This is a genomic window from Saccharothrix obliqua (genome assembly GCF_019375475.1).
Lineage (GTDB): Bacteria > Actinomycetota > Actinomycetes > Mycobacteriales > Pseudonocardiaceae > Actinosynnema > Actinosynnema obliqua.
The window spans coordinates 164,250-188,214 of record NZ_JAHXGQ010000013.1 but is presented as its reverse complement, the minus strand read 5'-3'; the positions used below and the strand labels follow the sequence as shown (position 1 = coordinate 188,214).

Here is a 23,965-nt window from a genome sequence, read left to right as displayed (position 1 = left end):
AAACGGCACCCGCGCCGGCCAGAACGCCTTCACCGCCAAATGCACCAACAACGTCGAGTCCTTACCACCGGAAAACAAGATCACCGGCCGATCGAACTCACCCGCCACCTCGCGGAAGATGTGGATCGCCTCCGACTCCAGGCGGTCCAACGTGTCCATGGCTGTCGCTGTCATCCGTGTAACCCGCATTCCGTTTTCGAGGTGCCCGCCCACCGACCGCTGCGCGGGTCGGCGCCCGGCAGCGGCTTCGCCGTGCACGGAGCACAGCCGATGGACAGGTAACCGGTCTGCACCAACGGGTTCTCCAGGATCCCGTGGTCGGCGATGTAGCTGTTGAACTCGTCGTCGGACCACGGCGCGATCGGGTTGATCTTCACCAGCCCGTTGCGCTCGTCCCACTGCACGATCGGCGTGTTCGCGCGGGTGGGCGCGTCCACCCGGCGCACGCCCGTCACCCAGGCGTCGTAGTTGCCCAGCGTGCGCTGCAACGGGACCACCTTGCGCAGGTGGCAGCAGCGGTTCGGGTCGGTCTGGTTCAGCAGGCCGAACTCGCGCTCCTGGTCCGCCACCGACTGCTCGGCGGCGGCGTTGACGATGCGCACCTCCGGGTAGACCAGGGCGACCGCGTCCCGGGTGCCGATGGTCTCCGGGAAGTGGTAGCCGGTTTCCAGGAACAACACCTCGACGTCCGGCTTGACCTTGGTGGCCAGGTCGACCAGCACCGCGTCCTGCATGTTCGACGCGACGATCCAGCTGTCGCCGAACGTGCGCGCGGTCCACGCGAGGGCCTCCTCGGCACTGGCGTCCGCCAGCTCGACCGAAGCGGCCCGGGCGATCACCTTCAGTTCCTCGACCCTGGCGGGTGCGGTCATCGCGACACCTCCTGTGGAAGGTTGAGACCAATGAACTTGACGGTGAACACGCGGCGGCAGGAGGCGCACAGCCACGAGTAGGCCGGCTCCTCCTGGGGGCGGAGGTCTTCGTCCCCGCAGTACGGGCAGTAGAACGGCGTGGCGCGCTCGCTCACCTGAGGTCCGCCTCCTCGGCGCGGGCGACCCACTGCGCGAACCGCTCGCCTTCCGAGCGCTTGGCCACGAAGTTGCGGACCACGCGCTCCACGTAGTCCGCCAGCTCGGCGGCGGTCACCTTGTGGCCGCGCAGCTTCCGGCCGAACCCGGCGTCCAGGCCGAGCCCGCCGCCGAGGTGCACCTGGAAACCCTCGACCTGCGCGCCGCTGTCGTCGGTGACGATCTGGCCCTTCAACCCGATGTCGGCGGTCTGGATGCGGGCGCACGAGTTGGGGCAGCCGTTGATGTGCACCGTGACCGGCTCCGTCACGCCCGCCACCACGTCGGCCAGCCGCGCCTCCAGCGCCGACACCAGGTCCACGGCGCGGGCCTTCGTCTCGACGATCGCGAGCTTGCAGAACTCGATGCCGGTGCACGCCATGACACCGCGCCGCCACGGCGACGGCGTGGTCTCCAGGCCCAGCTTCGCCAGGTCCGCCTGGAGGCCGGGCACCTCGGCCTCCGGCACGTCCAGCACGACCAGCTTCTGCAACGGCGTCAGCCGCACCCGGCCGGAACCCGCGCGCTCGGCCGCCTTCGCGACCTCGACCAGCGTGGAACCGCTGACGCGGCCCGCGATCGGCGCGGCGCCCACGTAGTAGAGGCCGTCCTGCTGGCGGTGCACGCCGACGTGGTCGCGCGGCACGGCGGGCACCTCCGGCGCGGGCCCGTCCGCGAGCTCGCGGCCCAGGTACTCGTCCTCCAGCACCTGCCGGAACTTCTCCGGGCCCCAGTCGGCGACCAGGAACTTGATCCGCGCCCGGTGCCGGAGCCTGCGGTAGCCGTAGTCGCGGAAGACGCTGACCACGCCCTCCCACACGGCCGGCACGTCCTCCAGCGACACCCACGCGCCCAACCGCTTGCCCAGCATCGGGTTCGTGGACAGGCCGCCGCCGACCCACAGGTCGAAACCGGGGCCGTGCTCGGGGTGGACGACGCCGACGAACGCCACGTCGTGGATCTCGTGCGCCACGTCCGGCAGACCGGACACCGCCGTCTTGAACTTGCGCGGCAGGTTCGCGAACCGCGGGTCGCCGATGTAGCGGCGCTGGATCTCGTCGATCGCGGGCGAGCCGTCCAGCACCTCGTCCACGGCGATGCCCGCCACCGGGGAGCCGAGGATGACGCGCGGGCTGTCACCGCACGCCTCCATCGTGGTCAGCCCGACGGCCTCCAGCTTCTGCCAGATCGTCGGGACGTCCTCGATGCGGATCCAGTGGTACTGCACGTTCTGCCGGTCGGTGATGTCGGCCGTGTCCCGCGCGTAGGTCTGCGAAAGCTCGCCGATCAACGCGAGCTGTGCCGTGGTCAGCCGACCGCCGTCGATGCGGACGCGCAGCATGAAGAACTCGTCGTCCAGCTCCTCCGGCTCCAGGGTGGCCGTCCGGCCGCCGTCGATGCCGGGCTTGCGCTGGGTGTAGAGGCCGTACCAGCGGAACCGGCCGCGCAGGTCGGCCGGGTCGATGGAGTCGAACCCGCCGTGCGCGTAGATGTTCTCGATCCGCTCCCGCACGTTGAGCGGGTGGTCGTCCTTCTTGCTCCGCTCGTTGGGGTTCAGCGGCTCGCGGTAGCCGAGCGCCCACTGCCCCTCGCCTCGGCGTTGCCTGGCACGCTGAGGCGTCGTAGTCGGGGGGACCATCCTCGTCCTCCGGGGATTCGGGGCGCTGCCGCGCGTGCGAGTCCCGGTGGGGCGGTGGTGGGGGCCTCGTCAGCGCAGCCGGCGCCGACGGGAACAAACGTCTGGCGCGGACTATGCCGAACGACGGCACATCGCGCTGGAGACGCGACGGAAGTCGACGTGGCGGCGGACCACCAGGCGCACTCCGTTCGACGTCATGGGGGTCAGCGTGCCACGCGTCCATCCCGTGGTCCACCGCCATCCGAATGGTGGGACGGGCTGGACGCGTCCGGTAAGTGGGACACTGGGCGCATGCCCTCCGCTCTGCCGATCGGTGATCCCGCGCCGCCCGACGGCTCACTGCCCGTGACCGCGCTGGCCGGTCTCGGCACCCGCCCCTTCGGCGTCTACGTGCACGTCCCGTTCTGCGCGACCCGTTGCGGTTACTGCGATTTCAACACCTACACCGCCGGTGAGCTGGGTTCCTCCGCGTCGCCCGGCTCCTGGTTGGACGGTGTGCGCCGCGAACTCGACCTGGCCGCCGCCGTCCTCGGCGACGCGCCGCCCGCCGACACCGTCTTCGTTGGCGGTGGCACTCCGTCACTGCTCGGCGCGGACGGCCTCGCCGACGTGCTGGCGGCCGTCCGATCGTCGTTCGGCCTGTCGGCGGACGCCGAGGTGACCACCGAGTCCAATCCCGAGTCCACCTCGCCGGAGTTCTTCGCGGGCATCCGTGACGCGGGTTACACCCGGGTCTCGCTGGGGATGCAGTCCGCCGCCCGGCACGTGCTCGCCGTGCTGGACCGCGCCCACACGCCGGGCCGCGCGCCCGCCGCCGCCCGCGAGGCCCGCGCGGCGGGTTTCGACCACGTGAACCTCGACCTCATCTACGGCACGCCCGGCGAGACCGCGGACGACCTCCGGATGTCGTTGGACGCGGTGCGCGCCGCCGGCGTGGACCACGTGTCGGCGTACGCGTTGATCGTGGAGGAGGGCACCGCCCTGGCGCGGCGGGTCCGGCGCGGCGAGCTGCCGATGCCCGACGACGACGTGCTGGCCGACAAGTACGAGGTGGTGGACACCGCGCTCACCGAGCACGGCCTGGGCTGGTACGAGGTGTCGAACTGGGCGGCCTCCCCGGAGGCCGAGTGCCGGCACAACGTCCTCTACTGGCGGGGCGCGGACTGGTGGGGCGCGGGTCCCGGCGCGCACAGCCACGTCGGCGGCGTCCGCTGGTGGAACGTCAAGCACCCCGCCAAGTACGCCGAGCTGCTCGCCGCGGGCGCGTCGCCGGCGGCCGGCCGCGAGGTGCTCACCGCCGAGGACCGCCGGGTCGAGCGGGTGCTGCTGGAGCTGCGCCTGGCCGCCGGGCTGCCGGTGGACGTGCTGGACGACGACGGCCGCGCCGAAGCGGCGGTCGCGGCGGCGGACGGGCTGCTCGACCCGGCGGCCCTCGCCGCCGGTCGCTGCGTGCTCACCGACCGGGGTCGGCTGCTCGCGGACGCGGTGGTGCGCCGGCTCACGTGAGGCCCCGCCGGCCGAAGCCGGCGTCGGCGGGTTTTCCGGTAGGACGTCCCACCTCCGTAAACTCGTGGTGAAGAAGGTCGTCGTAGTGGAGGTGACGCGCGGTGAACGCGGACGAGCGCCGGTTCGAAGTGCTGCGCGCGATCGTCGCCGACTACGTCTCCAACCAGGAGCCCGTCGGGTCGAAAGCGCTGGTGGAACGGCACAACCTCGGTGTGTCGAGCGCGACCGTGCGCAACGACATGGCCTCGCTGGAGGAGGACGGCTACATCACTCAGCCGCACACCTCGGCCGGCCGCGTGCCCACCGACAAGGGCTACCGGCTGTTCGTGGACCGGCTGAGCGAGGTCAAGCCGCTGTCGTCGGCCGAGCGCCGCGCCATCCGCAGCTTCCTCGACGGCGCGTACGACCTGGACGACGTGCTGCGCCGCAGCGTCCGCCTGCTGGCCCAGCTGACCCGCCAGGTCGCCGTCGTCCAGTACCCGACGCTGAGCCGGTCCACGGTGCGGCACCTGGAGGTGCTGGCCATCACACCGGCCCGGCTGATGCTGGTGCTGATCACCGACACCGGGCGCGTCGACCAGCGCTCGGTGGACCTCGGCGACGTGGTCACCGAGGAGAACGTGGCACGCATCCGGGCGATGCTCAACACCGCCATGGTCGGCAAGCGCCTCGCCGACGCCTCCGCGGGCGTCGCGGAGCTGCCCGACCACGCGCCCGCCGACCTGCGCGACGTGCTGACCCGGGTGAGCACCGTGTTGATCGAGACGCTGGTGGAGCACCCGGAGGAGCGGCTGGTGCTGGGTGGCACCGCGAACCTCACCCGCAACGTGGCAGACTTCCCCGGTTCGCTGCGCCAGGTGCTGGAGGCGCTGGAGGAGCAGGTCGTGGTGCTCAAGCTGCTCGCCGCGGCCCGCGACCCCGGCACCGTGCTGGTGCACATCGGGGAGGAGAACGAGGCGGCCGAGATGCGCAGCACGTCCATCGTGTCGATCGGCTACGGCAGCCGCGACAACCTGCTCGGGGGCATGGGGGTGGTGGGTCCGACGAGGATGGACTACCCCGGCACGATGGCGGCGGTGCTCGCGGTCGCCGGCTACGTCGGGGAGATCCTCACGTCGCGGTAGCACGGCAACGCAGGGGAACACGGAAGGCCCACAGGACGTTTCGCAAGGGAGCGAGCGCGCGCTCGGCGCGCCCGCAGGAGGACACACGGTGGCGAGGGACTACTACGGCACGCTCGGGGTCTCCAGGAACGCGACGCCCGAGGAGATCAAGCGCGCCTACCGCAAGCTCGCGCGCCAACTGCACCCGGACGTCAACCCCAACGAGGAAGCGCGCTTCAAAGAGGTGACGGCGGCCTACGAGGTGCTGTCGGACCCGAAGAAGCGCGAGATCGTCGACCGCGGCGGCGACCCGCTGTCGCCCGGCGGCGGTGGCGGCGGCACGGGCGACCCGTTCGCCGGGTTCGGGTTGGGCGACATCATGGACGCGTTCTTCGGCGCGACCGGCGGCGCCGGCGGGCGCGGCCCGCGCAGCCGCGTGCAGCCCGGCTCCGACGCGTTGATTCGGCTGTCCATGACGCTGGAGGAGTGCGCGGCGGGCGCGTCCCGCGAACTGACCGTCGACACCGCGATCCTGTGCGACGTGTGCGTGGGCAGCGGCTGCGCCGAGGGCTCGTCCCCGGTGCGCTGCGACACGTGCGGCGGGCGCGGCGAGGTGCAGTCGGTGCAGCGGTCGTTCCTCGGCCAGGTCGTCACCGCCCGCCCGTGCCCGGTGTGCCGCGGCCTCGGCGAGGTCATCCCCGACCCGTGCCGCCAGTGCGCGGGCGAGGGCCGCGTCCGGTCCCGGCGCACCATCTCGGTGCAGATCCCGCCCGGCGTCGCCGAGGGGATGCGGGTGCGGCTCGCGGGCCAGGGCGAGGTCGGCTCCGGCGGCGGACCCGCGGGCGACCTGTACGTGGAGGTCGAGGAGGTACCGCACGAGGTGTTCGAGCGGGACGGCGCGGACCTGCACTGCTCGGTGCGCGTCCCGATGACCACCGCCGCCCTCGGCGCGGTCCTGCCGCTCCAGACCCTCGACGGCGAGGAGGACCTGGAGATCGAGCCCGGCACCCAGCCGAACACCGAACTGGTGCTCACCGGCCGGGGAATGCCGCGGCTGCGGTCCTCCGGGCGCGTCGACGGCCGCGGCGACCTGCACGTCCACCTGGAGGTCGTGGTGCCGACCAGGCTCGACGCCCGCCAGGCGGAGCTGCTGCGGGAACTGGCCGTGTCGCGCGGCGAGGACGAGCCGACGCTGGCGCACAACGGCAAGGGCGGCGGCGGGCTGTTCTCCCGCCTGCGCTCCGGCCGCCACCGGTGACACCGCCCGTCTTCCTGGTGCCCGCGCTGCCCGCGGGCGAGGAGTTCGTGCTCGACGGGCCCGAGGGCAGGCACGCGGCCACCGTGCGGCGGCTGCGTGCCGGCGAGGAGCTGGTGCTCTCCGACGGCTCCGGCGCGCAGGTGCGGTGCGTGGTCGGCGAAGCGTTGAAGGACTCGCTGCGGCTGCGGGTCGTGGAGCGCTGGACCGTGCCCGAACCGGCGGTCCGCGTCATCGTGGCGCAGGCGCTGGTGAAGGGCGACCGCGGTGAACTCGCCGTGGAGCTGGCCACCGAAGCGGGCGTCGACGAGGTCGTGCCGTGGCAGGCCGCGCGGTGCGTGGCGAAGTGGGACGACGGGCCGCGCGGCGCGAAGGCGCTCGCACGCTGGCGGGCCACCGCGCGGGAAGCCGCGAAGCAGGCCCGGCGCGCCAGGGTGCCGCACGTCGCCGAACCCGTCGGCACGGCCGCCCTCGCCCGGATGGCCGCGTCCGCGGCGGTGACATTGGTCCTGCACGAGTCCGCGGCGGACGGCGTCAAGTCGGTGTCCCTGCCCGCCGCGGGCGACGTGCTGCTCGTGGTCGGCCCCGAGGGCGGGATCACCGACGACGAACTCGTGACGCTGACCGGCGCGGGTGCGCAGGTCGTGCGCCTGGGGCCCACCGTGTTGCGCGCGTCGACCGCCGCGGCGGTCGGTTTGGCAGCGCTGGGTGTGCTGACCGATCGCTGGCGGTGATGAGGCTTGCTCTCTTCTGGCGAACCTCCGGAAATGGGGTTACGCTCATGGCCTGAGGGGTTGCATTGGTCTAGTCGGCATCGACCCTTCGGACCACGAGACTCGCCGGACACCTCCCCCCTCGGTCCGGCGTCGCCGCGTCGCGGTGGGGCGACCCCCAGGTCCCATCGCGACGCGGCCCTTTTCGCGCCCGTTTGCTTTCCACCTCGGCCCGCTTCCCGCCTCGGCCCGCTTCCCGTCTCAGGGGTTTCCACTTGCGCATCTCCTACGGCGACCACCCGAGCCAGTTCGGCGAGCTGACCGCGCCTCCCGGGCCACCCGGCCCGCTCCCCGTCGTCGTGGTGCTCCACGGCGGTTTCTGGCACCAGCGCTACGACCTGGCACTGGGTCGCCCGCTGGCCGCCGACCTCGCCGCGCACGGCGTCACCGCGTTCAACGCGGAGTACCGCCGCGTCGGCGGCGGTGGCGGGTGGCCGATGACCGGTGACGACGTCCTGGCCGCCATCGACGCCCTCGACTCCGACGTGATCACCCTCGGCCACTCCGCGGGCGGCCACCTCGCCGTGTGGGCCGCCGCCCGCCACCCCCGGGTCGTCGGCGCGGTCGCCCAGGCGGGTGTCCTGGACTTCCTCCAGCACCCGCGGCTCACCCGGCGCGCGGCCGAACTGCTCGGCGGCGACCCCGACGAGGTGCCCGACCGGTACGCCGACGCCTCGCCCGCGGCCCACCCGCCGACCGGCAAACCCGTGGTGCTGGTGCACGGCGAGGACGACGAGGACGTGCCGGTGGAGCAGAGCATCGCGTTCGCCGAGCGCACCGGCGCGGAACTCGTCGTGCTGCCCGGTGTCAGCCACATGGACCTGATCACGCCCGGCACGTCGGCCTGGCTCGCGTGCCGCGGCGCCGCACTGCGGCTGGCCCGCGCCGCCGTCCAGTAGCCTGCCGACCATGGAGCCCGCCGCCACGGAGCCCGCCGCCACGGCGGACTGCGCGTTCTGCCGGATCGTCGCGGGCGAGCTGCCCGCGGAGGTCGTCCACCGGACGACCACCACGCTCGCGTTCCGCGACATCGAACCCCAGGCGCCGACGCACGTCGTCCTGGTGCCCACGACCCACGTGCCGCACGCCGCGGCCCTGGCCACCGCCGCGCCGGGCGTGCTGGACGACCTGTTCCGCGCCGCGGGCGAGGTCGCCGCCGCCGAGGGCGTCGCCGACGGCGGCTACCGCCTGGTGTTCAACACCGGCCCGGACGCGGGCCAGACCGTGCACCACGCCCACCTGCACCTGCTCGGCGGCCGACCGCTGGCCCGCCTCGCCTGAGGCGGCGTCACGCCCGCACGGACTGCGCGAACGCCAGCACCCCGTTCGGGTCGTACCGGTCGGCCACCCGGCGCAGCCGCGGCAGGTTCGCGCCGTAGTAGGCAGTCCGCCAGTCCGGCAGCTCCGGGTCCACGTAGTTGACGTAGCCGCCGTCCGCGCCCAACCCGTCCCGCACCACCGCCATGTCGCGCCGCGCGCCCGCCTCGTCGCCCGCCCGCACCGTCACGTACACCTGCGCGCTGGCCAACGCGTCCCGGTGCGGGAACGCGGTCTCCGCCGCGCCCACCCGCCCGATCGCGCCGCCGAACGAGTCGAACAGCACCGCCACCGGCCGCTCCCGCGCCAGCAGGCCGACCACCACCGCCGGGTCCACCGGCCGGCGCGGCATCCGCGACGACGCCACGAACCGCGTCGGCGGCACCGGCGGGCAATTCGGGCCCGTGCACCCCGCGAAGTACCGCATCGCGGGCACGTAGTCCATCGGCCGCACGGTGCGCGACTGCACCGGCACCTTGGCCGCCAACCGGTCCAGCCACGGACCCAGGCCCTCCGGCGGACCCGCCCAGCAACCCGACACCACCGCCCGCGCCGGCCGACCCGTCTCCACCCGGCACGCCGTCCACAGCTCGTCCGGCAGCCCCGGCAGCCACTCCTGCCACGCGCCCAGCACGTCCACCGCCGCGCCCGCGGGCGTGCGCAGCTCGAACGGCACCAGCCGGTGCGCGGGCGGCGTGTCGAACCGGAACGACGTGACCACGCCGAAGTTGCCGCCACCGCCGCCGCGCAACGCCCAGAACAGGTCCGGCTCCCGCTCGGCGTCCACGTCGCGCACCGAGCCGTCCGGCGTCACCACCCGCGCGCCCACCAGCCGGTCGCAGGTCAGCCCGTACTTGCGGCCCACCACGCCGATGCCGCCGCCCAGCGCCAGGCCCGCGATGCCCACGCTGCGGCACGTGCCGCCGGGCAGCAGCCGCCCGGCGGCACCCAGCGCCTCGTACGCGCCCAGCAGCGACGTGCCCGCACCCACCACCGACACCCCGCCGGGCCGCACCTCGCGCAACGCCGACACGTCCACCACCAGTCCGTCCGGTGGCGTCGAGTACCCGGCGTAGCTGTGCCGCCCGCTGCGCGCCGCCACCGGCAGCCGCTCCGCCGACGCGAACTCCAGGCACCGCGCCACGTCCGCCTCGTCCGCGCACAACGCCACCGCCGCCGGCCGGTTCCCCGCGTACACCGCGTTGTAGGGCCGCCGCGCGGTGTCGTAGTCGGCATCGGCGGGTAGCACCAGCCGCCCCGTCAGCCGCAGTCTGCTCCAGTCGCGGTCGGCGGCCGGGACCCGCCCGCCACCGGCCACCCGCTCACCACCGGCCACCGCCGCCACGCCGACCGCGCCGAGGAAGGTCCGCCGCCCGAACTCAGCCATCCCCCGATGGTGCACCGCCGCCACCAGCCGGCACACCGACGATCGGACTACCCCGCGCGTCACCGCACCGGGCGCTTGCCGGCACGTGCCGCGCCCCCTTACTCCGGTGCGCGGCCCCGGTGGGGGCGGCTAGCATCGGAGCGGAAGGCGAAACAACCCGAGTTCGGCGCGAACGCGCAGGAAGCAGGCCCGAGGCCACGTGGCCGACACCGCAGAGAACACGCCGCAGTCCGGTCCCGCGGCGGCCGACGCCCAGTCCAAGTTCGCCGTGCCCGACAGCGCGGTGCTCGCCCTGCTCGGTTCGCGCGACGAGAACCTCCGCCTCGCGGAGGAGCTGCTCGACGCCGACGTCCACGTGCGCGGCAACGAGATCACCCTCTCCGGCGCGCCCGCCGACGTGGCGTTCGCCGAGCGGGTCTTCTCCGAGCTGACCACGCTCGCCGGCCGCGGCCAGGAGATCGGCCCGGACACCGTCCGGCGGACCGTCGCCATGCTGTCGGCGGGCACCGGCGAATCACCCGCCGAGGTGCTGAGCCTCGACATCATCTCCCGGCGCGGGCGCACCATCCGGCCGAAGACGCTCAACCAGAAGCACTACGTCGACGCCATCGACAAGAACACCGTCGTGTTCGGCATCGGCCCGGCGGGCACCGGCAAGACCTACCTGGCGATGGCCAAGGCCGTCCAGGCGCTCCAGGCCAAGCAGGTCAACCGCATCATCCTCACCCGGCCGGCCGTGGAGGCGGGCGAGCGCCTCGGCTACCTGCCCGGCACCCTGTACGAGAAGATCGACCCGTACCTGCGGCCTCTGTACGACGCGTTGCACGACATGGTCGACCCGGAGTCCATCCCGCGCCTGACCCAGGCGGGGACCATCGAGGTCGCCCCGCTGGCCTACATGCGCGGCCGGACCCTCAACGACGCGTTCATCATCCTGGACGAGGCGCAGAACACCACGCCCGAGCAGATGAAGATGTTCCTCACCCGGCTCGGCTTCGGCTCGAAGATCGTGGTGACCGGTGACATCACCCAGGTCGACCTGCCCGGTGGGCAGCGGTCCGGGCTCAAGGTCGTCAAGGACATCCTGGACGGCGTCGACGACGTCCACTTCTCCATCCTGACCAGCAGCGACGTGGTCCGCCACCGCCTGGTCGCGGACATCGTGGACGCGTACGAGAAGTGGCAGGTCGAACAGGACGAGCGCGACCTCGGCGAGGACCGGCGGCAGCACGCCGGACCCGGTGCGCGGTCGCGGGGGCACCGCCGGGGACGATAGGCGTCGTGAGCATCGAGATCGCGAACGAGTCGGGCGTGACCGTGGACGAGCCGTCCATCGTCGCCGCCGCCCGGTTCGCCCTGGACCGGATGGGTGTCAGCCCCCTCGCGGAGCTGTCCGTGCTGCTGGTGGAGCTGGACGTGATGGCGGACCTCCACCAGCGGTGGATGGACCTGCCCGGACCGACCGACGTCATGGCCTTCCCCATGGACGAGCTGGACTCCGCGCGGCGGCCCGACGCGGCGGGCCTCGGCCCGGCGCTGCTCGGCGACATCGTGCTGTGCCCGGAGTTCGCCAAGGACCAGGCGAAGAAGGCCGGCCACGGGCTGCTGGACGAACTGCACCTGCTGACCGTGCACGGCGTGCTGCACCTGCTCGGCTACGACCACGCCGAGCCCGCGGAGGAGCGCGAGATGTTCACCCTCCAGAACCGCATCCTCGGCGACTTCCGCACCGCGGCCGCCGAGGCGGAGCGCAAGTCGGCGCAGCGCGAAGCCGACTCCAAGCTGCTCGGGGCGGTGGGCCTGGAGGATTCCGACAGGCCCGACCCGACCGCCTGAGGCGGTCGTCGTGAGCGGGAATCCGACCAGCCTCATCCTGCTGGCCGTCGCCCTGGTGCTGGCGGCGGGCGCGTTCGCGGGCGCCGACGCCGCGCTCGGCACCGTGTCCCGGGCACGCGTCGAGGCGTTGCAGCGGCAGGGCCGGGCGGGCGCGCGGCAGCTCATCCAGGTCCTCGCCGACCGGCCGCGCCACGTCAACCTGCTGCTCCTGCTGCGCCTGGGCTGCGAGCTGGCCGCGACCGTGCTGGTCACGGTCGTGTGCCTGGAACTCGTCGACACCGGCTGGGTGGCGGTGCTGATCGCCGGCCTGAGCATGCTGGTGGTGTCGTACGTGCTGGTGGGCGTGGGTCCGCGCACCATCGGCAGGCAGCACCCGTACGCGGTGAGCCTCGTCGCCGCCGCGCCGATCCGCGTGCTCGGCCGCGTGCTGGGGCCGTTGTCGCGGCTGCTGATCATCGTCGGCAACGCCATCACACCCGGCAAGGGCTTCCGCGAGGGACCGTTCTCGTCCGAGGTGGAGCTGCGCGAGCTGGTCGACATGGCCCAGGAGCGCGGCGTCGTGGACGAGGGCGAGCGCGAGATGATCCACTCGGTGTTCGAGCTGGGTGACACCATCGCGCGCGAGGTGATGGTGCCGCGCACCGAGATCGTGTGGATCGAGCAGACGAAGTCCGTGCGGCAGGCGTTGGCGTTGTCGCTGCGCACCGGCTACACGCGCGTGCCCGTCATCGGGGAGAGCGTGGACGACATCGTCGGCGTGGTGAACCTCAAGGACCTCGTGCGGCGCACGCTGGCCGAGCCGAACGGCGCGGTCGTGGCGGAGGTCATGAAGCCCGCGTCGTTCATCCCCGACTCGAAGCCCATCGCCGACCTGCTGCGGGAGATGCAGCTCTCGCGCAACCACCTGGCGGTCGTGGTGGACGAGTACGGCGGTACGGCCGGGTTGCTGACCATCGAGGACATCCTGGAGGAGATCGTCGGTGAGATCACCGACGAGTCCGACACCGAGGACACGCCGCCCGTCGAGCACCTGGCGGACGGGTCGGTGCGGGTGAGCGCGCGGTTGCCCGTGGACGACCTGGACGCCGTGTTCGGCACCGAGCTGGACGACCACGAGGTGGAGACGGTCGGCGGGTTGCTCGCGCAACGCCTCGGCCGCGTGCCGCTGCCCGGCACCGAGGCCGAGATCGCGGGGCTGCGGATGCGGGCCGAGGGCGGCAAGGACGAACGGGGGCGGGTGCGCATCACGACGGTGCTCGTCCGGCCCGTGAACGGTGACACTTCAGCGGAGGGAACCGCCGGTGACTGACCTCGACCCGGAGAACGCCAAGATCATCACCCTGGCCCGCTCGGCCAGGGCGCGCACGGGTGCGGCCGAGGGTGCCGCCGTGCGTGACACGGACGGTCGCACCTACGCGGCCACCACGGTCGCCCTGGCGTCCCTGAAGCTGACCGCCCTGCAAGCCGCCGTGGCCGCCGCCGTGGCGAGTGGTGCGGAGGGGTTGGAGGCGGCGGCCGTGGTGACGGAGGGGTCGTTGGACGCTGCTTCGGTGTCCGCCGTGCGCGACCTCACGGCGTCCGCGCCGGTGTTCCGCGCCGACCTCGCCGGCGTTGTCCAGGAGCGCGTGTAGATGGCTGTGGTGTTGTTCGGGGCCGCGGCATGACCCGACCCTGGGCTGCGCGGGCCCACGTGACCGTGTGCCGCGGCTGCTGCTGCGGCACCGTGAAGAAGCACCCCGACTACGACCACGAGGCCCAACTCCTGCGCCTGCGCACGCTGGCCGCCACCTCCGGTGGCCGGGTGCGCGTGCGGACGGCGGACTGCTTGGACGCTTGCGAGCACTCGAACGTGATCGTGGTGAAGCCACCCGGGGCCAAGCCGGTCTGGCTCGGTTTCGTCCTGCGTGACGAGGTCATGGACGACTTGGAGCAGTGGCTGACCACCGGCGGCCCCCTACCCACGACCCTCGACCTGAACCGCATCACCCCACCAGCTCAGGCGTAACCCGACCCACCGCCTCGACCCACCCCGGCTCCGCGCCGGCTTTGCTTGCCGGAGCGGGTGGGCCCAGGCTCCGCGCGCCGGTTCTACTCGCCGAAGCGGGTAAATCGTGCCGCTGCGGCGGTGGTGAGAGCGCTCTCACCACCCTCGCCAGACCACGCCGCACCGGCCGAGTCACCCGCTGGTCCGGCGGCCTCGGATTCGCTGCGGCGGCTTGGGAATCCGGCCTGCGATCCGGCCCAGGGAGACGGCCAGCGAGCCAGGGGGGCGGCAGCCCCTGCACGGCGGGCACGAGGCGGCAGGGCACGGGCGGGTGACCCCCCTGGCAGGCCCGGCACGGTGGGAGCGGGCGCGGGGCGCCCTGGGGCGAGGCCGGCGCGGGGCTGGAGGGGTGCGGGGCGGGCGCGGCCGCGGGGCACGGGGCACGACAGGAACCCGCCCGGTGCGGGGCGGGACTGCGGCGGGGGACTGCGGCGGACCGGGCAGGGAGCAGCGAAGCAGGGTGGGGCAGGCCCGGCCCGGCGAATCCGGCTCGGTGGGCGAGAGCCGGGGTGGGCGAGATGTGTCGATGGGGGCGAAGGTGCGCGGGCGGGACCGGCCGGGGGCAGTGGGCGGCGGCCGGGTGTGAGGGCGATGGGTGTGCTGGCCGCTGGCGGCCGGGCAGGGGCGATGGTGTGCGGGCGTGGCAGGCCGCCGAGGGGCAGGCCGTGAGTGCGGGCCGTGTGCCGGGGCGAGCCGTGCGTGGCCGGTGGCGGACCGGGTTGGTGCGGTGAGCGGGGTCCGGTGGCGAGCGGGGTCCGGTGAGGGCCGTGCTCGCCGTGAGGGCCGGGCGGGGAGGGGGCGGAGCGTGCAGGTACGCGCGAGTCCGCCGTTGCACGTGCCCCCGCCGCGCCTCGCCTCCATACTTCCTCGGCAACGAAATCCGCCGCCGAAAAGTGCCCGATCCGCAGCCGGTTCACGACATGGAGTGAAACCCCGCCCCCGAGGTAAACCGAACACCGTCCCCACAGCATTGGACACGGCCAAGACGCGGGTATGTAGGGGCGGAGGGGCGGGGGGCGTGTGGTTGGGGACAATGGGGGGATGGATGGTTTTCGCTCCGGGTTCGCGTGCTTTGTCGGACGCCCCAACGCCGGCAAGTCGACGTTGACCAACGCGCTGGTCGGGACCAAGGTCGCGATCACCTCCAGCAAGCCCCAGACGACGCGGCACACCATCCGGGGGATCGTGCACCGCCCGGACGGGCAGCTGGTGCTGGTCGACACGCCCGGCCTGCACCGGCCGCGCACGCTGCTCGGCCAGCGCCTCAACGACCTGGTCCGCGAGACCTGGTCGGAGGTGGACGTGGTGGGCTTCTGCGTGCCCGCCGACCAGAAGGTCGGGCCGGGCGACCGCTTCATCGCCGCCGAGCTGGAGAAGATCGCCAAGCGCACCCCGGTGATCGGGATCGTCACCAAGACCGACCTCGCGTCCCAGCAGCAGGTGGCCGAGCAGCTCCTCGCCCTCCAGCGGGTGATGGAGTTCGCCGAGCTGATCCCCGTCTCGGCGCGGGACGGGTTCCAGGTGGACACGCTCGCCGACCTCCTGGTGCGCCGGATGCCCGCCGGCCCGGCGCTCTACCCGGACGGCGAGCTGACCGACGAGCCGGAGCAGACGCTGGTGGGCGAGCTGATCCGGGAGGCGGCGCTGGAGGGCGTGCGCGACGAGCTGCCGCACTCGATCGCGGTCGTGGTGGAGGAGATGCTGCCCCGCGAGGGGCGTGACGACCTGGTCGACGTGCACGCCAACGTGTTCGTGGAGCGCCCCAGCCAGAAGGCGATCATCCTCGGCCACCGGGGCGAACGGCTCAAACAGGTGGGCATCACGGCCCGCCGGCACATCGAGAAGCTGCTCGGCACGCGCGTCTACCTGGACCTGCACGTCAAGATCGCGAAGGACTGGCAGCGCGACCCGAAGCAGCTGCGCAGGCTCGGCTTCTGAGATGGCCAACCTGTACCGGGACACGGGCGTGGTCCTGCGGGTGCAGAAGCTCGGCGAGGCCGACCGCATCATCACGCTGCTGACCCAGCGGCACGGCAAGGTGCGCGCGGTGGCCAAGGGGGTGCGCCGGACGTCGTCCCGGTTCGGCGCGCGGCTGGAGCCGTTCGGGCACGTGGACGTCCAGTTCTACCCGGGCCGCTCGCTGGACGTCGTCACGCAGGTGCAGACGCTGGACGCGTTCGGCGTCGCCCTGGTCGGCGACTACCAGCGCTACACGGCGGCGTGCGCGGTGCTGGAGACGGCCGACCGGCTGACCGCGGAGGAGGGCGAGCCGGTGCTGCGGCTGTACCTCCTGGTCACCGGGGCGCTGCGGGCGCTGGCGGCGAAGGAGCGGGACGCCTCGCTGGTCCTGGACGCGTTCCTGATGCGCGCGATGGCGTTCGCGGGGTGGGCGCCGGCGGTGGACGAGTGCGCCCGCTGCGGCGACCCCGGCCCGCACCGGGCGTTCAACGTGCACGCGGGCGGCCTGGTGTGCCACGGCTGCCGCCCGCCGGGCAGCGCCCAGCCGAACCAGGACACGGTGCGGCTGCTCGGCGCGCTGCTGCACGGCGACTGGGACGTGGTGGACCGCATCCCGAACGCGCCGCGCCGCGAGGCGAGCGGCCTGGTCGCGGCGCACCTCCAGTGGCACCTGGAGCGGCAGCTGCGGTCGCTGCCGCTGGTCGAGCGAAAGGCACCGCTGGCGGACGGATAAAGTCGCTCGCCCGAAGGTCCCCGCCCCCACGGGGACGAACGCCGACCACGCCGAGAGGACCCTCCCGAATGCTCCGCCGCAGGCGGGTCGAGCGCGCCCAGCGCGTTCCCCGACCCCCGGAACCGCACCCGTCCGGCGCCGTCCCGCCCGCGCTCCCGGCGGACCTGGTGCCCAAGCACATCGCGATCGTGATGGACGGCAACGGCCGGTGGGCCAACCAGCGCGGCCTGTCCCGCATCGAGGGCCACAAGCGCGGCGAGGCCGTGGTGGTGGAGGCCGCGAAGGGCGCGATCGAGCTGGGCGTCAAGTGGCTCTCGCTGTACGCGTTCTCCACGGAGAACTGGCGGCGCAGCCCGGAGGAGGTGCGCTTCCTGATGGGCTTCAGCCGCGACGTCATCCACCACCGCACGGACGAGCTGGACGAGCTGGGCGTCCGGGTGCGCTGGGCGGGTCGGCGGCCGAAGCTGTGGCGCAGCGTCATCAAGGAACTCGAGGTCGCGGAGGAGCGCACGCGGGAGAACACCGTGCTGAACCTCGCGATGTGCATCAACTACGGCGGGCGGGCGGAGATCGGCGACGCGGCACGCGAGATCGCGCGGCTGGCCGCCGAGGGCCGCATCAACCCGGACAAGGTCGACGAGCGCACGCTGGCCCGCTACCTGTACCAGCCGGACATGCCGGACGTGGACCTGTTCATCCGCCCCTCGGGCGAGCAGCGCACGTCGAACTTCCTGCTGTGGCAGTCGGCGTACGCCGAGCTGGTGTTCCAGGACATCCTGTGGCCCGACTTCGACCGGCAGGACCTCTGGCGGGCGTGCGAGGCGTTCGCCCGGCGGGACCGGCGGTTCGGTGGCGCCGTGGACAAGCCCGACGAGCCCGACGAACCGGAGGAGAACCGGTGACCGACGACGACGCCGCGGTGACGGCGGAACTGCTGACCGCCGCGCGAGGCGCCCTGGAGCTGTTCCACGAGGTGCACGTGGACGACGACGGCGCGTTGAGCTTCCGGCACGGCGACATCCCGTGCGCGGTGCAGGCGATGCGGTTGGCGGAGGGCCTGACCGTGCTGAGCCTGACCTGCGTGGTGGCGTGGGACCTGCCGGAGGACCGGAACCTGTCGGTGTCGGCCGCGGAGCGGGCGGGCCGGGGCTTGTTCGGCACGCTCGGCGTGGTGCGCACCGAGCGCGGCATGGACGTGACGCTGCGGTACGCGTTCCCGGCGGAGGGCCTGCGTGGCGAGCCGCTGAGCACCCTGCTGATGCTGGTCGTCTCGACGGCGTCCCAGCTGCGGTCGGAGCTGCTGGCGGACGTGGAGGGCGGCGCCTGATGGCCGGTGTGGTCGTGTACGAGCCGGATGACGAGGCGGACGTCGCGGGACTGCCGTGGGCCGTCACGTTCGAGGCGTCGGCGGGCGAGGAGTGGGACTCGTTCGTGTGCGGCCCGTACCAGCGGGACGAGGCGGTGGCGCTGGCCGAGTCGGTGGTGGCCGAGGGGCGCGGCGTGACGGCGGTGGTGGAACCGCTGCTGCCGGCGGCCGGCGTGCTCGACGTGCTGGCGACCATCGACGAGCTGCGCGTGGAGGACCCGGCGTAGCCCGTTCGGGGCGACTTGCGGCACCTGGCATCATTTCGAAAGTGACAATCACTGGCGAGATCAGGGGGTCACGCCCACGTCGCCCGCGCCCGCGCGTCACGTCGCTGGAAGTGCTGTGCGCGTTGCTGGTGCTGGCCCTGGTCCTCCAGGACCGGCTGGTGGCGGTGCTGGACGTGCCGGTGCTGCGGACCGCGTCCACGGTGTTCGTCGCGGTGTGCGTGCAGGCGATGCCGTTCCTGGTGCTCGGCGTGCTGATCAGCGGTGCGATCGCCGCCTTCGTGCCGACGGGCGCGTTGCGGCGGTTGCTGCCCGCCAAACCCGCGCTGGCCGTGCCGGTGGCGGGTGTCGCGGGTGTCGCGTTGCCGGGGTGCGAGTGCGCGTCGGTGCCGGTGGCGCGGCGGCTGATGCAGCAGGGCGTGGCGCCCGCCGCGGCGCTGGCGTTCCTGCTCGCCGCGCCCGCCGTGAACCCGATCGTGCTGGTGTCGACGGCCGTGGCGTTCCGCGACGCGCCGTTGATGGTCCCCGCGCGGTTCGTGGGCTCCCTGCTCACGGCCGTGGTGATGGGGTGGCTGTGGACGCGGTTCGGCAAGGCCGGGTGGATCGCGGAGCGCGCGTTGCGGCGGTTGCCGGAGCGCACCGGCACGTCCCGCTGGGCGGTGTTCGCCGAGACGGCCCGGCACGACCTGGTCGAGGCGGGTGGTTTCCTGGTGCTCGGCGGCCTGTTCGCGGCGGTGTTCAACGTGGTGGTGCCCGCGGCGTGGCTGGAGGCGCTGGGCGCGCAACTGCTGCTCGGCGTGCTGGTGATGGCGTTGCTCGCGGTGGTGCTGGCGTTGTGCAGCGAGGCGGACGCGTTCGTCGCGGTGTCGATGACGGCGTTGCCGCTGCTGCCGCGACTGGTGTTCCTGGTGGTGGGCCCGGCGGTGGACGTGAAGCTCGTGGCGTTGCAGGCGGGCGCGTTCGGGCGGTCGTTCGCGGCCCGCTTCGCGCCGGTGACGTTCGTGGTGGCGGTCCTGAGCGCCCTGGCGGCGGGAGTGGTGTTCCTGTGAGGCGGGAGACGCAGAACGTGCTGCTGGTGCTGCTCGGCGGCGCGCTGCTCAAGCTGGCGTTCAGCGGCACCTACCTGCGGTACGTCAAGGAGTCGCTGCAACCGTGGCTGGTGGCGACCGGCGCGGTGATGATCCTGCTGGCGGTCGTCGCCATCGTCCGCGACCTGCGGCGTGGTCCCACCGTGAAGGACACCGAGGACACCGGGCACACCGAGGACACCGGGCACGCCGGGCGGAGCCCGTGGATGCTGCTGCTGCCGGTGCTGGCGGTGTTCCTGATCAGCCCGCCCGCGCTGGGCGCGGACACGGTGAACCGCTCGGACCGCAACGCCGCGCAGGAGGCGAAGCCGGGCAACGGGTTCGCGCCGCTGCCCGCCGACCAGGTGGTGCCGCTGACCCTCGGCGAGTTCGTCACCCGCACCGCGTGGGACGACTCCGGCTCGCTGAACGACCGGAACGTCCGGCTCACCGGGTTCGTGGTGCGCAAGGACGGCCGCACCTACCTGGCGCGGTTGATGATCTCGTGCTGCGCTGCCGACGCGTCACCGGTGAAGGTGCTGGCCGCGGGCCGCGACCTGGGCGGGCTGCCGGACGACCAGTGGGTGGAGGCGACCGGCCGGGTCGTGCCGGGCTCGGCCACCCGTGACAACGCCTACGTGCCGACGTTCACCATCACCGGCGTCACGCCCATCACGCCGCCCGAAGACCCCTACGAGGGCTGATCGGTCCCGCAGCCCTCGCACGTGCCGAAGATCTCGACCGTGTGGCTGACCTCGGAGAACCCGTTCTCCGCCGCGACCCGGTCGGCCCACTTCTCCACGGCCGGGCCCTCCACCTCGACGGTGCGCCCGCAGGTCCGGCACACCAGGTGGTGGTGGTGATGCGCGGAGCACCGCCGGTAGATGGCCTCGCCGGAGTCGGTGCGCAGCACGTCCACCTCGCCCGCGTCGGCCAGCGACTGGAGCGTCCGGTACACCGTGGTCAGGCCGATGCCCTCGCCGCGCTTGCGCAGCTCCTCGTGCAGCTCCTGGGCGGAGCGGAACTCGCCCAGCGAGTCGAGCAGCCGCGATACCGCCGTGCGCTGCTTGGTGGAACGCAGGCCAGGCACCGAGGTGTTGGGGCGCTCGCTCGTCGTCACAGTTCCTCCGTCCCGAGTTCTCCGGAGTTGATACCACGCGTGCGTGGTCCCTCGTCCACGTGCGCCACCGCGTCCACCACGATGTGCGCGAGGTGCTCGTCCACCAGGCGGTACACCACCTCGCGGCCGTGCCGCTCGCCGTGCACGACGCCCGCCGCCTTGAGCACCCGCAGGTGCTGGCTGATCAGCGGCTGCGCGACGCCCAGCGCCTCGACCAGCTCGTGCACGCACCGCTCGGACGCGCGGAGCTGGAGCACTATGGCGATGCGCACCGGCGCGGCCAGCGCGCGCAGCAGCTCACCCGCGGCCGACAGGGTCCGCGCCGGCGGGACGGGCAGCGCCGCGCCCCGGGCGGGGGAGTGCACGTGCTCGCTCCGCACTTCGACCGTCACGGCGCCTCCCGGTTGGTATGGATTTTCACCACCAATACTACGGTCAGAGCACGGACGCGGTCACAAGCAGCAGCACCGCCAGCACCAGCACCCGCAGCACGCGCGCACCGGGCGCGAGCAGTCGCCACGTCGTCGCCAGCAGGCCGAGCACACCCAGGGCGAGCACGCCCAGCAACGCCGCGCCCACCGGTCCCCGGATCAACACCCCCGCCCCGAACAGGGCCAGCACCAGCACGAACACCACCGGTGCAGGCACCTTCGCCAACGGCCCGGCGCCGGGGATCAGCGCACGCTTCGAATCCGCCACCGTGGCATCCTTGCACCGTGCTGCTCGTCTGCCGGTTCACCGTGCCCGAACCCGCCGTGGCGGAGTTCACCGCCCGCGCCGAACGCGCCCTGGAGCTGCTGACCGCGCGGCCGGGCTGCGTGCGCGGCTCACTGGGCCGCGCCCTGGACGAGGCCGACCGCTTCGTGCTGACCGTCGAGTTCGAGTCGGTGGTGGCCTACCGGCGCGCGATGTCGCCGTTCGAGGTCCGCGAGCACGTGGTGCCGCTGCTGTCGGAGGCGTCGGTGGAGCCGGCCGCGTTCGAACCGCTGCTGGTGGCGGACGGCGGCGCGGTGCGGCGGCGGACCAGCCTGGTCGCGGCCGACGCGGGCACGGTCCGGCTGGGCGAGGCGGCCGGGCCGGCGCGTCCGCGCGGCTGACCGGTCGCCCGTCGGAGGCCGGGCGGCGGGGACTACCCTGGCAAGCCCCTTTGTTCGTCCTCCGATGGAGTGTCCGTGGCAGCCGATCGCATCGAGACCGTCGTCAGCCTGTGCAAGCGCCGCGGGTTCGTGTACCCGTGCGGCGAGATCTACGGCGGCACCAGGTCGGCGTGGGACTACGGCCCGCTGGGCGTCGAGCTGAAGGACAACATCAAGCGCCAGTGGTGGAACTTCATGGTGCGCGGCCGGGAGGACGTCGTCGGCCTGGACTCGTCGGTGATCCTGCCGCGCGAGGTGTGGGTGGCCTCCGGGCACGTCGAGGCGTTCGTGGACCCGCTGGTCGAGTGCAACTCGTGCCACAAGCGGTTCCGGCAGGACACGCTGTCGGAGGAGTACGCCGAGCGCACCGGCAAGGACGTCGCGGAGGGCGACGTGTCGGACGTGCCGTGCCCGAACTGCGGCACGCGCGGCCAGTACACCGAGCCGAAGATGTTCAACGGCCTGCTCAAGACGCACCTCGGGCCGGTGGAGACCGACGAGGGCCTGCACTACCTGCGCCCGGAGACGGCGCAGGGCATCTTCACGAACTTCCTCAACGTGCAGACCACCGCGCGGCGCAAGCCGCCGTTCGGCATCGGCCAGATCGGCAAGAGCTTCCGCAACGAGATCACGCCCGGCAACTTCATCTTCCGGACCCGCGAGTTCGAGCAGATGGAGATGGAGTTCTTCGTCGAGCCCGGCACCGACGAGGAGTGGCACCAGTTCTGGATCGACGAGCGCACCCGCTGGTACACCGGGCTGGGCATCTCGCCGGAGAACCTGCGGCACTACGAGCACCCGAAGGAGAAGCTGTCGCACTACGCGAAGCGGACCGTGGACATCGAGTACCGCTTCCGGTTCGGCGGCCAGGAGTGGGGCGAGCTGGAGGGCATCGCCAACCGCACCGACTTCGACCTGAACACGCACTCCAACCACTCCGGCGTGGACCTGTCGTACTTCGACCAGGCCACGAACTCCCGCTACCGGCCGTTCGTGATCGAGCCGGCCGCCGGGGTCGGGCGGCCGATGATGGCGTTCCTGCTGGAGGCGTACACCGAGGACGAGGCGCCCAACGCCAAGGGCGGCGTGGACAAGCGGGTCGTGCTGCGGCTGGACCGGCGGCTCGCGCCGGTGAAGGCGGCCGTGCTGCCGCTGTCCCGCAACGCCGAGCTGTCGCCGAAGGCACGCGACCTGGCCAACGCGCTGCGCAAGCACTGGAACGTGGAGTTCGACGACGCGGGCGCCATCGGCCGCCGGTACCGCAGGCAGGACGAGATCGGCACGCCGTTCTGCGTGACGGTGGACTTCGACACGCTGACCGACCACGCGGTGACCGTGCGGGAGCGGGACACCATGTCGCAGGAGCGGGTGTCGATGGACCAGCTGGAGTCCTACCTCGCGGCGCGGCTGGTCGGCGCGTGACGAGCACGACCGGCGGAGTCGCCTGATCGGGGCGTAATTCCCACCGACGTGGACTTGACTGTGCGCATGTCCTCGACGATGACCATCATCGCCGCACTCGGGTGCGGCCTTATGGCGGGTGTCTTCCTCGCGTTCTCGGCGATGGTCCTGCCCGGCCTGCGCCGGATCGGGCCCGCCGAGGCGGTCGCCGCCATGCGCGCGATCAACACCGCCGTGGTGAACCCGGTGTTCATCACGGTGTTCGTCGGCACGGCCTTCGCCTCCGTGCTCGCCGCCGCGATGGGCGGTACGGTCGCCGGCTGGGTCGGCGCGGCGGCGTACGGGGTGGGCGGGTTCGGGCTCACCGTCGCCTACCACGTACCGCGCAACGAACGGCTGGAGCGGGCGGCGTCGCCCGAGTTCTGGGCCCGGTACGTGCGGGAATGGGTGCCGGCGAACCACGTGCGCGCGTTCGCGAGCCTTGTCGCGGCGGTCGCGTTCACCATTGCCGCAGTGCAGGCGTAATCGACGCGGCACGGTCGTCACAATGAGTAGTTTTCATGATTTTAGATGGTGTGGGTCACGCACAAACGGGTGAAATACGCGGTGAGATGACGGAGCCGGTTCACTATTAACCCCGATGTCACTCCGCGCTGGGAAACTGGAACAGCGCGGCCGATCGGGGGGTGCCATGACGCGTATCGCGATGTTCGCGCTGCTGATGGCGCTCGTCGCCGTGGTCGCACCGCCGACCGCCGGCGGGGACCCGCTCGCGGTCCTCGCCGTGACACCCCACCGCGGCACGCCCGCCGAGAGCCTGCCCGAGGAGGACTCGAACCGCGAGGCCCGGCCGGTGGCGGAACCCCGCGTCATCACCGCTTCCGCGCAGCGCGAGGGGCGCCGCGACCCGGTCCGCCGTTCGCCCGCGGCACGCGACCACCCCGAACCGCCGGTGCTCCGCCCCGCGGACTACCCGCACCCGCGGCACACGCCGCCCGCCCTCCAGGTCTTCCGGAACTGAGCCGAACCGTC

General features: G+C 72.9%; 29 protein-coding genes and 1 pseudogene. 22 read left to right on the top strand and 8 right to left on the bottom strand.

The genetic code is table 11. The features are described from left to right. The 4 genes and pseudogenes from KZQ38_RS31870 to KZQ38_RS31860 form a co-directional block, all read right to left on the bottom strand. Nucleotides 1–189: pseudogene (locus tag KZQ38_RS31870) on the bottom strand (phosphoadenosine phosphosulfate reductase family protein); the annotation flags it as partial. Further along, on the bottom strand, nucleotides 171–872 hold the full coding sequence (locus KZQ38_RS31865; protein ID WP_219447496.1) for a phosphoadenylyl-sulfate reductase: 702 nt from the start codon (nucleotides 870–872) through the stop codon (nucleotides 171–173). The pseudogene KZQ38_RS31870 and the gene KZQ38_RS31865, both read right to left, overlap by 19 nt. Further along, nucleotides 869–1,027 carry an Insertion element protein gene (locus KZQ38_RS36665; RefSeq protein WP_308258690.1) on the bottom strand — a complete coding sequence of 53 codons (159 nt, stop codon included), beginning with the start codon at nucleotides 1,025–1,027 and terminating at the stop codon, nucleotides 869–871. Before KZQ38_RS36665 ends, KZQ38_RS31865 begins: the two co-directional genes overlap by 4 nt. Then, nucleotides 1,024–2,706 (bottom strand): nitrite/sulfite reductase, encoded by a 1,683-nt coding sequence (locus KZQ38_RS31860; RefSeq protein ID WP_219447494.1) that lies wholly within the window; start codon nucleotides 2,704–2,706, stop codon nucleotides 1,024–1,026. Before KZQ38_RS31860 ends, KZQ38_RS36665 begins: the two co-directional genes overlap by 4 nt. 291 nt (nucleotides 2,707–2,997) lie before the next feature. Between KZQ38_RS31860 and hemW the strand changes: the two genes are divergently transcribed. From hemW to KZQ38_RS31830, 6 genes are all read left to right on the top strand, one after another. Further along, nucleotides 2,998–4,212, top strand: coding sequence for a radical SAM family heme chaperone HemW (gene hemW / locus KZQ38_RS31855; protein WP_219447493.1), 1,215 nt, complete (start codon nucleotides 2,998–3,000; stop codon nucleotides 4,210–4,212). A 101-nt stretch (nucleotides 4,213–4,313) separates the two neighbouring features. Further along, a complete protein-coding gene (gene hrcA / locus KZQ38_RS31850; RefSeq protein ID WP_219447491.1) occupies nucleotides 4,314–5,336 on the top strand; it encodes a heat-inducible transcriptional repressor HrcA in 1,023 nt (340 codons plus the stop codon). Nucleotides 5,337–5,424: 88 nt separating this feature from the next. Beyond that, nucleotides 5,425–6,573, top strand: a complete 1,149-nt coding sequence (gene dnaJ / locus KZQ38_RS31845) for a molecular chaperone DnaJ (protein ID WP_219447489.1) — start codon at nucleotides 5,425–5,427, stop codon at nucleotides 6,571–6,573. Then, a complete protein-coding gene (locus KZQ38_RS31840; RefSeq protein ID WP_219447487.1) occupies nucleotides 6,570–7,304 on the top strand; it encodes a 16S rRNA (uracil(1498)-N(3))-methyltransferase in 735 nt (244 codons plus the stop codon). The genes dnaJ and KZQ38_RS31840 overlap by 4 nt, the downstream gene beginning before the upstream one ends. 254 nt (nucleotides 7,305–7,558) lie before the next feature. Beyond that, nucleotides 7,559–8,242: an alpha/beta hydrolase family protein gene (locus KZQ38_RS31835; protein ID WP_219447485.1), complete on the top strand. Its 684-nt coding sequence runs from the start codon at nucleotides 7,559–7,561 to the stop codon at nucleotides 8,240–8,242. A 10-nt stretch (nucleotides 8,243–8,252) separates the two neighbouring features. Further along, nucleotides 8,253–8,624 (top strand): HIT domain-containing protein, encoded by a 372-nt coding sequence (locus KZQ38_RS31830; RefSeq protein WP_219447483.1) that lies wholly within the window; start codon nucleotides 8,253–8,255, stop codon nucleotides 8,622–8,624. A 7-nt stretch (nucleotides 8,625–8,631) separates the two neighbouring features. Here the strand turns inward: KZQ38_RS31830 and KZQ38_RS31825 are convergent, their stop codons facing one another. Further along, the gene (locus KZQ38_RS31825) at nucleotides 8,632–10,047 is read right to left on the bottom strand and encodes an FAD-binding oxidoreductase (protein WP_219447481.1); all 1,416 of its coding nucleotides are present in this window, start codon (nucleotides 10,045–10,047) and stop codon (nucleotides 8,632–8,634) included. A gap of 199 nt (nucleotides 10,048–10,246) precedes the next feature. Here KZQ38_RS31825 and KZQ38_RS31820 point away from each other — a divergent pair, with 199 nt between their 5' ends. The 12 genes from KZQ38_RS31820 to KZQ38_RS31765 all read left to right on the top strand — a co-directional run bounded on the left by KZQ38_RS31820 (nucleotide 10,247) and on the right by KZQ38_RS31765 (nucleotide 19,980). Further along, on the top strand, nucleotides 10,247–11,323 hold the full coding sequence (locus KZQ38_RS31820; protein WP_219447479.1) for a PhoH family protein: 1,077 nt from the start codon (nucleotides 10,247–10,249) through the stop codon (nucleotides 11,321–11,323). A gap of 5 nt (nucleotides 11,324–11,328) precedes the next feature. Further along, nucleotides 11,329–11,883 (top strand): rRNA maturation RNase YbeY, encoded by a 555-nt coding sequence (gene ybeY / locus KZQ38_RS31815; RefSeq protein WP_219447477.1) that lies wholly within the window; start codon nucleotides 11,329–11,331, stop codon nucleotides 11,881–11,883. 10 nt (nucleotides 11,884–11,893) lie between these two features. Continuing rightward, on the top strand, nucleotides 11,894–13,192 hold the full coding sequence (locus KZQ38_RS31810; protein WP_219447467.1) for a hemolysin family protein: 1,299 nt from the start codon (nucleotides 11,894–11,896) through the stop codon (nucleotides 13,190–13,192). Next, nucleotides 13,185–13,514: a cytidine deaminase-like protein gene (locus KZQ38_RS31805; RefSeq protein ID WP_219447465.1), complete on the top strand. Its 330-nt coding sequence runs from the start codon at nucleotides 13,185–13,187 to the stop codon at nucleotides 13,512–13,514. Before KZQ38_RS31810 ends, KZQ38_RS31805 begins: the two co-directional genes overlap by 8 nt. 92 nt (nucleotides 13,515–13,606) lie before the next feature. Next, nucleotides 13,607–13,888 carry a (2Fe-2S) ferredoxin domain-containing protein gene (locus KZQ38_RS31800; RefSeq protein WP_308258689.1) on the top strand — a complete coding sequence of 94 codons (282 nt, stop codon included), beginning with the start codon at nucleotides 13,607–13,609 and terminating at the stop codon, nucleotides 13,886–13,888. Between the two features lie 1,080 nt (nucleotides 13,889–14,968). Further along, nucleotides 14,969–15,865, top strand: a complete 897-nt coding sequence (era, locus tag KZQ38_RS31795) for a GTPase Era (RefSeq protein WP_219447454.1) — start codon at nucleotides 14,969–14,971, stop codon at nucleotides 15,863–15,865. A gap of 1 nt (nucleotide 15,866) precedes the next feature. After that, on the top strand, nucleotides 15,867–16,619 hold the full coding sequence (gene recO / locus KZQ38_RS31790; RefSeq protein ID WP_219447452.1) for a DNA repair protein RecO: 753 nt from the start codon (nucleotides 15,867–15,869) through the stop codon (nucleotides 16,617–16,619). 68 nt (nucleotides 16,620–16,687) lie between these two features. Further along, entirely contained in the window at nucleotides 16,688–17,521 is an 834-nt protein-coding gene (locus tag KZQ38_RS31785; RefSeq protein ID WP_219447450.1) for an isoprenyl transferase, read from the top strand. Then, entirely contained in the window at nucleotides 17,518–17,946 is a 429-nt protein-coding gene (locus KZQ38_RS31780; RefSeq protein ID WP_219447448.1) for a hypothetical protein, read from the top strand. The genes KZQ38_RS31785 and KZQ38_RS31780 overlap by 4 nt, the downstream gene beginning before the upstream one ends. Further along, nucleotides 17,946–18,212 carry a hypothetical protein gene (locus KZQ38_RS31775; protein WP_219447446.1) on the top strand — a complete coding sequence of 89 codons (267 nt, stop codon included), beginning with the start codon at nucleotides 17,946–17,948 and terminating at the stop codon, nucleotides 18,210–18,212. The genes KZQ38_RS31780 and KZQ38_RS31775 overlap by 1 nt, the downstream gene beginning before the upstream one ends. Nucleotides 18,213–18,253: 41 nt before the next feature. Beyond that, nucleotides 18,254–19,258 (top strand): permease, encoded by a 1,005-nt coding sequence (locus KZQ38_RS31770; protein WP_219447444.1) that lies wholly within the window; start codon nucleotides 18,254–18,256, stop codon nucleotides 19,256–19,258. After that, nucleotides 19,255–19,980 carry a TIGR03943 family putative permease subunit gene (locus KZQ38_RS31765; protein WP_219447442.1) on the top strand — a complete coding sequence of 242 codons (726 nt, stop codon included), beginning with the start codon at nucleotides 19,255–19,257 and terminating at the stop codon, nucleotides 19,978–19,980. The genes KZQ38_RS31770 and KZQ38_RS31765 overlap by 4 nt, the downstream gene beginning before the upstream one ends. On the opposite strand, the gene KZQ38_RS31760 is transcribed toward KZQ38_RS31765, so the two are convergent. From KZQ38_RS31760 to KZQ38_RS31750, 3 genes are read right to left on the bottom strand one after another with little or no spacing between them, the layout of a single operon-like run. Continuing rightward, a complete protein-coding gene (locus KZQ38_RS31760; RefSeq protein ID WP_219447433.1) occupies nucleotides 19,968–20,396 on the bottom strand; it encodes a Fur family transcriptional regulator in 429 nt (142 codons plus the stop codon). The genes KZQ38_RS31765 and KZQ38_RS31760 overlap by 13 nt on opposite strands. Beyond that, nucleotides 20,393–20,788, bottom strand: coding sequence for an ArsR/SmtB family transcription factor (locus KZQ38_RS31755; protein WP_219447426.1), 396 nt, complete (start codon nucleotides 20,786–20,788; stop codon nucleotides 20,393–20,395). The genes KZQ38_RS31760 and KZQ38_RS31755 overlap by 4 nt, the downstream gene beginning before the upstream one ends. 43 nt (nucleotides 20,789–20,831) lie before the next feature. After that, nucleotides 20,832–21,095 (bottom strand): hypothetical protein, encoded by a 264-nt coding sequence (locus KZQ38_RS31750; RefSeq protein WP_219447425.1) that lies wholly within the window; start codon nucleotides 21,093–21,095, stop codon nucleotides 20,832–20,834. A 17-nt stretch (nucleotides 21,096–21,112) separates the two neighbouring features. Here KZQ38_RS31750 and KZQ38_RS31745 point away from each other — a divergent pair, with 17 nt between their 5' ends. From KZQ38_RS31745 to KZQ38_RS31730, 4 genes are all read left to right on the top strand, one after another. Continuing rightward, nucleotides 21,113–21,493, top strand: coding sequence for an antibiotic biosynthesis monooxygenase family protein (locus KZQ38_RS31745; RefSeq protein ID WP_219447424.1), 381 nt, complete (start codon nucleotides 21,113–21,115; stop codon nucleotides 21,491–21,493). A 75-nt stretch (nucleotides 21,494–21,568) separates the two neighbouring features. Then, complete coding sequence (locus KZQ38_RS31740) at nucleotides 21,569–22,954, top strand: glycine--tRNA ligase (protein WP_219447423.1); 1,386 nt, start codon at nucleotides 21,569–21,571, stop codon at nucleotides 22,952–22,954. Nucleotides 22,955–23,020: 66 nt separating this feature from the next. Next, nucleotides 23,021–23,458 (top strand): anthrone oxygenase family protein, encoded by a 438-nt coding sequence (locus KZQ38_RS31735; protein WP_219447422.1) that lies wholly within the window; start codon nucleotides 23,021–23,023, stop codon nucleotides 23,456–23,458. A 166-nt stretch (nucleotides 23,459–23,624) separates the two neighbouring features. Continuing rightward, nucleotides 23,625–23,954: a hypothetical protein gene (locus tag KZQ38_RS31730; protein WP_219447421.1), complete on the top strand. Its 330-nt coding sequence runs from the start codon at nucleotides 23,625–23,627 to the stop codon at nucleotides 23,952–23,954. The last annotated feature ends 11 nt before the right edge of the window (nucleotides 23,955–23,965 follow it).

Excerpts from the sequence above, each read along its gene's own strand:
- KZQ38_RS31865 (WP_219447496.1), bottom strand. The coding sequence starts at position 872 with ATGACCGCACCCGCCAGGGTCGAGGAACTGAAGGTGATCGCCCGGGCC.
- KZQ38_RS31860 (WP_219447494.1), bottom strand. The coding sequence starts at position 2,706 with ATGGTCCCCCCGACTACGACGCCTCAGCGTGCCAGGCAACGCCGAGGC.
- hemW (WP_219447493.1), top strand. The coding sequence starts at position 2,998 with ATGCCCTCCGCTCTGCCGATCGGTGATCCCGCGCCGCCCGACGGCTCA.
- KZQ38_RS31830 (WP_219447483.1), top strand. The coding sequence starts at position 8,253 with ATGGAGCCCGCCGCCACGGAGCCCGCCGCCACGGCGGACTGCGCGTTC.
- KZQ38_RS31825 (WP_219447481.1), bottom strand. The coding sequence starts at position 10,047 with ATGGCTGAGTTCGGGCGGCGGACCTTCCTCGGCGCGGTCGGCGTGGCG.
- era (WP_219447454.1), top strand. The coding sequence starts at position 14,969 with ATGGATGGTTTTCGCTCCGGGTTCGCGTGCTTTGTCGGACGCCCCAAC.
- recO (WP_219447452.1), top strand. The coding sequence starts at position 15,867 with ATGGCCAACCTGTACCGGGACACGGGCGTGGTCCTGCGGGTGCAGAAG.
- KZQ38_RS31785 (WP_219447450.1), top strand. The coding sequence starts at position 16,688 with ATGCTCCGCCGCAGGCGGGTCGAGCGCGCCCAGCGCGTTCCCCGACCC.
- KZQ38_RS31775 (WP_219447446.1), top strand. The coding sequence starts at position 17,946 with ATGGCCGGTGTGGTCGTGTACGAGCCGGATGACGAGGCGGACGTCGCG.
- KZQ38_RS31735 (WP_219447422.1), top strand. The coding sequence starts at position 23,021 with ATGTCCTCGACGATGACCATCATCGCCGCACTCGGGTGCGGCCTTATG.
- KZQ38_RS31730 (WP_219447421.1), top strand. The coding sequence starts at position 23,625 with ATGACGCGTATCGCGATGTTCGCGCTGCTGATGGCGCTCGTCGCCGTG.